General features: G+C 73.8%; 6 protein-coding genes and 1 pseudogene. 5 read left to right on the top strand and 2 right to left on the bottom strand.

Going from position 1 to position 6,483, the window contains the following annotated elements; translation table 11 throughout:
* The 5 genes and pseudogenes from ACLEQD_RS34320 to ACLEQD_RS34340 form a co-directional block, all read left to right on the top strand.
* A partial coding sequence (locus ACLEQD_RS34320) for a hypothetical protein (RefSeq protein WP_410389876.1) occupies positions 1–365 on the top strand: 365 nt, incomplete at its 5' end.
* Positions 366–496: 131 nt separating this feature from the next.
* Positions 497–1,180, top strand: a complete 684-nt coding sequence (locus ACLEQD_RS34325) for a DUF4142 domain-containing protein (RefSeq protein ID WP_410389878.1) — start codon at positions 497–499, stop codon at positions 1,178–1,180.
* A gap of 79 nt (positions 1,181–1,259) precedes the next feature.
* A complete protein-coding gene (locus ACLEQD_RS34330; protein WP_410389880.1) occupies positions 1,260–2,240 on the top strand; it encodes a hypothetical protein in 981 nt (326 codons plus the stop codon).
* A 15-nt stretch (positions 2,241–2,255) separates the two neighbouring features.
* Positions 2,256–3,005 carry an ATP-binding cassette domain-containing protein gene (locus ACLEQD_RS34335; RefSeq protein WP_410389886.1) on the top strand — a complete coding sequence of 250 codons (750 nt, stop codon included), beginning with the start codon at positions 2,256–2,258 and terminating at the stop codon, positions 3,003–3,005.
* Positions 3,005–4,506: pseudogene (locus tag ACLEQD_RS34340) on the top strand (glycine betaine ABC transporter substrate-binding protein); the annotation flags it as partial. The gene ACLEQD_RS34335 and the pseudogene ACLEQD_RS34340, both read left to right, overlap by 1 nt.
* Positions 4,507–4,573: 67 nt before the next feature.
* Here ACLEQD_RS34340 and ACLEQD_RS34345 read toward each other — a convergent pair.
* Both ACLEQD_RS34345 and ACLEQD_RS34350 read right to left on the bottom strand, forming a co-directional pair.
* Positions 4,574–5,287, bottom strand: coding sequence for a class I SAM-dependent methyltransferase (locus tag ACLEQD_RS34345; protein ID WP_410389882.1), 714 nt, complete (start codon positions 5,285–5,287; stop codon positions 4,574–4,576).
* Complete coding sequence (locus ACLEQD_RS34350) at positions 5,268–6,332, bottom strand: glycosyltransferase family 2 protein (RefSeq protein ID WP_410389884.1); 1,065 nt, start codon at positions 6,330–6,332, stop codon at positions 5,268–5,270. The genes ACLEQD_RS34345 and ACLEQD_RS34350 overlap by 20 nt, the downstream gene beginning before the upstream one ends.
* Between the last annotated feature and the right edge of the window lie 151 nt (positions 6,333–6,483).

A 6,483-nucleotide genomic window follows, 5' to 3' on the forward strand; every position in this document is an offset into this window, starting at 1 on the left:
CCCGCCGTCCCCGCCGTCCCCCATCGTCCGGCGACGGCGTGCCCCCGGCGCTGGAGGCCACCGCCGCGAGCGAGTCCCTGAGCGTGCTGCTGGAGCGGCGGCTGCGCTGGGCCGAAGGGTGGCTGTGTCCCTCCGCGCTGCTGGAGCTGGAGGTGTCGCGCACGGTGCCCGAGGGCGGGAGCGCCGGGGCCTGCTGGCTCACCGCGCGCTTCGAGCAGGCGCAGACGGGCGGGACTGGCACCACCGTCACGCTGCTCGACACGCCCTGCTTCTCCTCGGAGGTGCTGGCGCTCTTGCGCGGCTGGGCCCAGGCCACGGCGCCGGGGCGCGGCGCGGTGGTGCGCGGCCTGCTGTCCGTGGAGTGACACGCGCTCCTCCCGCGGGCCTCGTTCGCGGGGGCGGGGCGCTCGGCCAGGCGACCCTGGCAACGGCCCTCCGCGTCCACACCTTGCTCCCGTCAATCATTCATCCGCGGAGGCGGGGGAGGCGCAGGGCCATGGGCAAGACGCATTGGAAGGCGCGTGCGGTGACGGCGGCGGTCGTGACGGGGCTGATGGGCTTCGCGGCCCACGCGCAGGACGACATGTCCAAGCAGGAAAAGCAGCAGATGAAGCAGGGCAAGGCCGTGGGTGAGGCCGCCGCGAAGCGCGTGCAGTACGTGGGCAAGCTGGCCGTCTTCAACAACCGCCAGATTGAGATGGCGAAGCTCGCGGAGGAGCAGGCGTCGGATCCGCGCGTGAAGGAGTTCGCCACCCAGCTGCGCCAGGACCACGAGCGGGTCCAGGACGCGCTGCGCACCTGGGCCGAGAACAAGAAGGTGCAGGTCAGCGCGCTCAGCGACAGCAGCCAGACGTCCGAGGAGGCCACGGGCACGGGTGGCTCCGGCGTGCAGCAGGGCTACCAGGAGAAGATGAAGGGCACCGGCGAGAAGCTGGGCAAGGCCCTCGACACGAAGAACGAGGAGCTCAGCAAGCTCCGCGAGAAGCAGGGCCCCGAGTTCGACAAGGCCTTCCTGTCGCGCATCGCGGAGGACCAGAAGAAGGGCAAGGAGATCCTCAAGGAGGGCCGCAAGGACTACAAGAACGACGCCGGCTTCCTGGCCCTCCTGAGCGACACCGAGACCACCGTCAGCAGGAACGAGACGCAGGCGAAGGACCTCGAGAAGCAGATGAAGAAGTAGTGCCCGCGGGTGTAGCGCGGTGGGCGTCGGACCGACGGGCCGGTTGACTCGGACGGGGCCGGCGCCTATCCCCTCGTGGATGCGCACGGCACTGGTGGCGGTGGGGGTGGCACTCGGGGGGCTGCTGGGTGCGTGTCAGGCCTCCGTGCCGGTGGCCCCCGCGGTCCCGTCCGTGGGCGTGACGCCCTCGGGCCCCTTCGTCGACGACGCGCGCCCCTTCTTCGACGGCTGTGTCCCCGTCCCGGACAGCCCCACGTCGCGCACGTACCGCTGCGGCGCGCTCTCCGTGTGGCTGTACGAACAGTCCGGCCTGAGCGAGGCGCAGGCCGTGGAAGCCGGACGGGCCCGCGTCCATGCGCGCCTGGGCCCGGCGCTCAAGGAGGTCCGGGGCGAGCTGCCGCTCGCGGGACTGCCGCACCCGTCCCTGCGGTTCGAACAGTGCGTCGGGGCGAACGGCGGCAGGCCCTGCCCCGTGGGCGGCTACGTCACGGCGGTGACGCCCTCGGCGGGCCGCGTGCGGCAGCTGGGCTGTGTGGCGCGCGAGCCCGTCCGCGCGGGGCTGGGCCGGTGCCTGGAGCTGTTCGCGTACCTGGCCACGCGAGGCAACCCGGAGGGCGACGTGCTGGCGCCGTCGTCGCGCGTCACTCCGCCCAGGCTGCCATGGCGGCTGCTGTTCCTGCCGGAGGGGTGCGAGCTCGCGGACTCGACGACGCGCGCGGGGAGGATCCGCTGCGCCGCGGCCACCTTCTCCTGGAGCGTCTTCTGGCCGGCGGAGCCGGGCACGGCCCAGGTGCAGCGCTGGCGCGACCGGAGCGTGGAGGAGCTGCGCGACGCGCTCCCGGGCGCGGGCCCGGTGGAGGTGCGCGACTGCTACGTGGAGGGCCTGGCCACGCGCTGCGTCCGCTTCACCGCGCCCGCGCCGGAAGGCGGCGGTGACGTCCAGGTCTGGGCCGGCGGCGTGGACCGCGAGGGCTGGGGGCTGTTCGCGGCGTGCAGCCTCCCCGCCAGTGCCCCCTTCCCCTTTCCAACCGCCTGCAACGGCGTGTTCGCTCCGCGCTGAAGGGACGTGGCGTCCGTGTTCATCCTGGAGGAGGTGTCCAAGCGCTTCGGTGCCGCGCAAGCCCTGCACCCGCTGAGCCTGAAGCTGCCGAAGGGCGCCACCACGGCGCTCATCGGCCCCAGCGGCTGCGGGAAGTCCACGCTGCTGCGGCTGCTCAACGGCCTGCTCCGTCCGGACACGGGGCGCGTGCTCTTCGACGGACAGCCCCTGCCGGAGGACGTGGGCGCGCTGCTCGCCGTGCGCCGCCGCGTGGGCTACGCGCTCCAGGGCGGGGGGCTGTTCCCGCACCTCACCGGCGCGCGGAACGTCACGCTGATGGCGCGGCACCTGCGCTGGCCGGAGGCGCGGATCCGCGAACGGCTGGCCTCGTTGATGGACCTGACGCGCTTGCCGGCGGACGCGCTGGAGCGCTTCCCCGGGGAGCTGTCCGGAGGCCAGCGGCAGCGGGTGGCGCTGATGCGCGCGCTGATGCTGGACCCGGACGTGCTGCTGCTGGACGAACCCCTGGGCGCGTTGGATCCGCTGGTGCGCCATGACCTCCAGACGGAGCTGCGCGGCATCTTCGAGCGGCTGGGCAAGACGGTGGTGCTCGTCACCCACGACCTGTCGGAAGCGGCCTACCTGGGCGACGGCATCGTGCTGATGCGCGAGGGCCAGGTGGTGCAGCAGGGCTCGCTGGACGACCTGGAGGCGCGGCCCGCGGAGCCGTTCGTCACGCGGTTCATCCAGGCCCAGCGTCCGCTGCCCCTGCGGAGGTCCGGGTGATGCGCGCGCTGGCGCTGGCGTGGCTGCTGTTCTTCGGCGTCGCGTGCGAGCGCGCCGACGGCGCGGGGCCGGAGGTGCGCGTGGGCTCCAAGAAGTTCACCGAGTCCGTCATCCTCGGGGAGCTGGTGACGCAGGTGGCGAAGGACGCGGGCGCGCGGGCCTCGCACCGGCGCGAGCTGGGCGGCACCACGGTGCTGTGGGAGGCGCTGCGCCGGGGCGAGCTGGACGTCTACCCCGAGTACACCGGCACGCTGCGCCAGGAGCTGCTCGTGGGCCGCGCGCTGCCGGACGACGCGGCGCTGCGCCAGGCGCTCGCGGACGAGGGCCTGCGCATGAGCGCGTCGCTGGGCTTCAACAACACGTACGCGCTGGGCATGAAGGAAGCGGAGGCCCAGCGGCTGGGCATCCGCCGCATCTCCGACCTGAAGGCCCACCCGGAGCTGCGCGTGGGCTTCAGCAACGAGTTCATGCAGCGGGGCGACGGCTGGCCCGCGCTGCGCGACGCCTACGGCCTGCCCCAGCGCGACGTGCGCGGCCTGGACCACGACCTGGCCTACCGGGGCCTGGAGAGCGGCGCCATCCAGCTCACGGACCTGTACTCCACGGACGCGGAGATCGCCGCCTACGGGCTGCGCGTGCTGGAGGACGACCGGCGCCACTTCCCCGCGTACGACGCCGTGCTCCTCTACCGCGCGGACCTGGAATCGCGGGCGCCCCGGGTCGTCTCCGCGCTGCGCCGGCTGGAGGGCGCGCTGACGGAGGCGGAGATGGTGAAGCTCAACGCCCGCGCGCGGCTGGAGCACGTGCCGGAGGCGCGGGTGGCGTCGGACTTCCTCCGGGCGTCGCTGGGGCTGACGACGCGGGTGCGCACGGACGGGCGGGTGTCCCGCGTCTGGCTGCGCACGCGCGAGCACCTGTTCCTCGTGGGCCTGTCGCTGGTGGCGGCCATCGCGCTGGCCATCCCGCTGGGCGTGCTGGCCGCGCGCCGTCCGCGCCTGGGGCAGGGCGTGCTGGGGCTCTCCAGCGTCATCCAGACGGTGCCGTCGCTGGCGCTGCTGGTGTTCATGATTCCGCTGCTGGGCATCGGCTCGCAGCCGGCCATCGCGGCGCTGTTCCTCTACAGCCTGCTGCCCATCGTGCGGAACACGGCCGCGGGGCTCCAGGGCATCCCGTGGGAGGTGCGCGAGTCCGCGGAGGCGCTGGGCCTGCCGTCCGGCGCGCGGCTGTGGCGCATCGAACTGCCCATGGCGGCGGCGTCCATCCTCGCGGGCATCCAGACGGCGGCGGTCATCAACGTGGGCACGGCCACGCTGGGCGCGCTGGTGGGCGCGGGCGGCTACGGCCAGCCCATCCTCACCGGCATCCGCCTGGACGACGTGGGGCTCATCCTGGAGGGCGCGGTGCCCGCGGCGGTGCTGGCGCTCGCGGTCAGCGGCTCTTCGAGGCGGTGGCGCGCGTGCTGGTGCCCCGGGGCCTGCGCGGCCCGGCCTCGAGTCAGGGCACGCGGCCCGCGTACAGCACGGACGTCCCCAGCACCGGCCGCGCGGACAGGCGCGTCTCCGCGTGCATCAGACGCGCAGCGCTCCGTCCACCAGCTTCGACGGGGGCACCAGCCCGCGCTCCACGATGCGCTCCTGCGGCCGGCCCACCGGCATCGTCGCGCGGCGGGCGACGAGCGCGGGCAGCAGCGACAGCCCCCAGTAGCGCAGCGCCACCGGCGTGAGGCCCAGGGGCGCCAGGGCCTGGGCCAGGCTGGCCGTCGTGTAGCGCCGCAGGTGGCCCACCTCCACGTCGTACTGGCTGAAGCACGCCTGGAGCGCCGGCACGTTGACGAGGAACAGGCCGCCGGGCTTCAGGTGCGCCAGCGCCGAGCGCAACAGCGGCAGCGGCTCCGGCAGGTGCTCGATGACGTCGAAGACGAACACCGCGTCGTAGTGCCCCCGCAGCTCCGGGCGCTCCTCCATGACGTCGTAGTAGAGCGTCCGGCCGCGCCGGGGCGCGCAGCGCTCCAGCGCCCCCAGGTTGAGGTCCGCCGCGTCCACCGACCACCGGGTCGCCGCCTCCACCTGGCTGGCGAGGATGCCCGGCCCCGAGCCGACATCCAGGGCGCGCAGGGGCGCGGAGGTGGGCGCCTGGACGTCGCGCAAGAGGCGCAGGAGCGCGCGCAGCCGCCAGGTGAACCAGAAGTGCTCCGCGGAGCTCTGGTCGTACCACGCGTCGGGGAAGGGCTCGGTGGCGCGGGGGGACGACAGCCGTTCGACGTCAGGAGGCGCGTGGGTCATGGGCGGGGGATGGTGGGCCCGGACGCCGGGGCTCCACGAACTCCATCACGAGGTAGGGCGGCCGGCCCTTCACCTCCAGGTACGTGCGCCCGACGTAGGCCCCCAGGATGTAGAGGCAGAACGACAGCACGGCGTTCCCGGTGGCGACGAGCGCGTAGAGGAAGAGCAGCGGACGCGGCACGCCCAGCTCCTGTGAGAAGCCCAGCAGCAGGAACAGGAACATCACGGTGAGCAGCCCGAAGAAGAAGCTGCCGAACTGGGCCGCCTGGAGCGGCCGCGTGCTCATGGACGCGATGCCGTCGGTGGCCAGCCGGTACAGCTTCTTCCAGGTGTACTTGGGCTCGCCCGCGGCGCGCGCCGGCCGGTCGAACTCCACCGCCACCTGCTGGAAGCCCACCCACGCGCGCAGCCCGCGCGAGAAGCGCAGGTTCTCCGGCAGCCGGCGCATCGCCGCCACCACGCGGCGGTCCATCAGGCAGAAGTCCCCCGTGTCCAGCGGCAGGTCAATCTCCGACAGCAGCGCCACCAGCCGGTAGAAGCCCCAGTAGCCCACGCGCTTGACGGCGTTGCCCTTGCGGCGGCGGCGCTGCCCGAAGGCCACGTCCGCGCCCTCGCGCCACGCCTGGAGCATCCGCCACACCACCTCCGGCGGGTCCTGCAGGTCCGCGTCCATCACCGCCACGAGGTCCGCGTCCGCGAAGTCCAGCCCGGCGCACACCGCGCCCTGGTGCCCGAAGTTGCGCGACAGCCGGATGAGCCGCGCCGGCACGCCCTCGCGGATGCGCTCCGCCAGCAGGCGCGCCGTCGCGTCCGAGCTGCCGTCATCCACCAGCAGCCACCGCACGGACGCCACGCCCTGCGCGGCCAGCACCTCCGGCGCGAAGACCTGCGCCAGGCGCTCCAGGAGCAGGTGGATGACCTCCTCCTCGTTGAAGACGGGGATGACGATGTCCAGCGTCAGCTGGCGGGAGTCCCGCGCGGCGCTGTCGGGCACCCCCTCGGACGGGGACAGCGGGCTTCCCGCAGACGTGTCGAGCCGGTGCATGACGTCAGGGTCCTCCAGGCAGGCTCAGGAGCTGCTCGGACTGCTGGCGCACGCTGGAGCCCTCGGGCTCGCGGGCCACGGCCTCGCGCAGCGCGGCCAGCCCTTCCTCCCGCCTGCCGGTGGCGAGCAGCGCGCGGCCCAGCAGCAGCAG

The organism is Corallococcus sp. 4LFB (genome assembly GCF_046520365.1).
Taxonomy (GTDB): Bacteria; Myxococcota; Myxococcia; order Myxococcales; family Myxococcaceae; genus Corallococcus; species Corallococcus caeni.

Coding starts and splice junctions, on each gene's coding strand:
- ACLEQD_RS34350 (WP_410389884.1), bottom strand. CDS start 6,332: ATGCACCGGCTCGACACGTCTGCGGGAAGCCCGCTGTCCCCGTCCGAG.
- ACLEQD_RS34325 (WP_410389878.1), top strand. CDS start 497: ATGGGCAAGACGCATTGGAAGGCGCGTGCGGTGACGGCGGCGGTCGTG.
- ACLEQD_RS34345 (WP_410389882.1), bottom strand. CDS start 5,287: ATGACCCACGCGCCTCCTGACGTCGAACGGCTGTCGTCCCCCCGCGCC.
- ACLEQD_RS34330 (WP_410389880.1), top strand. CDS start 1,260: ATGCGCACGGCACTGGTGGCGGTGGGGGTGGCACTCGGGGGGCTGCTG.